Source organism: Photorhabdus viridis (assembly GCF_040256935.1).
Taxonomy (GTDB): Bacteria; Pseudomonadota; Gammaproteobacteria; order Enterobacterales; family Enterobacteriaceae; genus Photorhabdus; species Photorhabdus viridis.
The window spans coordinates 1-1,120 of the sequence record NZ_JBEJZY010000168.1 but is presented as its reverse complement, the minus strand read 5'-3'; the positions used below and the strand labels follow the sequence as shown (position 1 = coordinate 1,120).

Annotated in this window: 1 protein-coding gene and 1 pseudogene; both read right to left on the bottom strand. The window is 53.7% G+C overall.

Annotated features, from left to right (window positions below):
* Window positions 1-314 (bottom strand): annotated as a pseudogene (locus tag ABR397_RS22755) (type VI secretion system ATPase TssH); the annotation flags it as partial.
* Window positions 315-483: 169 nt separating this feature from the next.
* The gene (locus ABR397_RS22750) at window positions 484-975 is read right to left on the bottom strand and encodes an Hcp family type VI secretion system effector (protein ID WP_350307693.1); all 492 of its coding nucleotides are present in this window, start codon (window positions 973-975) and stop codon (window positions 484-486) included.
* Window positions 976-1,120 lie beyond the last annotated feature (145 nt).

Below are 1,120 nucleotides of genomic sequence, written 5' to 3'. Positions count from 1 at the left end.
TCCTGCGTCGCCACCGCCCCGGCTATCTGTAATAGCTCACACAGAGGGGCCGATAATCGGGGACGTCGATGAATACGGCGGGGCAGGCCATTAATTCGCGTCAACAGCGACTGCCACAACGCATTCATATCCCACGCATAATGTCGGGCAATCACCGTGATATCACCTTCACCGCCTTCAAGCAGTTTGAGTAGCCAGTGTTCTACGGTGATCTCCGCATGAGCCCGTGTCTGGCATAAAGTGGCCGCGGCCGCCAGTGCTTGAGCACAATAGGGATTTAACCGGCGCAGTAAAATAGCTGACGGATTTTCCATGACAGTTTTCTCCCTCCTGTTCCTCTGTTGCTTCGGGTACGCTACCGCCCATAGCCGTATACCGAGGCCCATCAGGTCAGGATGCTTCATTATTTCGGGTGTTTTGGTCCCCGGTGGGGCCCACGGCCCCACCGGCCTTTAAACGATAAAAAATAAAAAAACGCGGACGTTACGCCGTCGAACGTTCACTCCAGGCATCGGAGTGAATGACGTTGCCGTCTTTGTAAGTCCAGGTGATTTTTTCGTAGCGGAACTCAACATGTTCCAGATGGTTGTGCTTCTCTTTGGCCGGATCTTTGATGTCATGCATCAGCGGCGCCACTTTCACCACCTTCACGTTTTCCAGCTGGGTGTTGAAGTACTCTTTTTCCTGCCCTGCGTCGTCAATTTTGTACCACTTGATCTCGGCAGATTTCAGGGTTTGACCAGAAGTGACCGCTTTATACAAATACGGGGTCGAGGCATCAACCTCTTTGGTGAACACCAGTGGGGCATGCACGCGGGTTCCGGTCAGCTTGCCGGTATTGTTGTCGGTCGGGATATGCAATGCATGTTCCAACGCCACAATTTCGATACTGCCTTCCCGGTCCTGAACATCCACAGACCCTTTGATGTCGGCACCGCCGTCATCTTTCAACCACAAATAAGCGGGGATCGCCATAAGTTTACTCCTGTTGTTGTGTCAATGATGTCGCCGGTATCAGCGACGTTGTTGCTGAAACGCCCGGCACCGTTTGCGGTCGCGGACAGGCGACCGTGTTCGGTATCAGACGGATTTCAACTCTGCGGTTAGCGGCACGCCCAGC

Excerpts from the sequence above, each read along its gene's own strand:
- ABR397_RS22750 (WP_350307693.1), bottom strand. The coding sequence starts at position 975 with ATGGCGATCCCCGCTTATTTGTGGTTGAAAGATGACGGCGGTGCCGAC.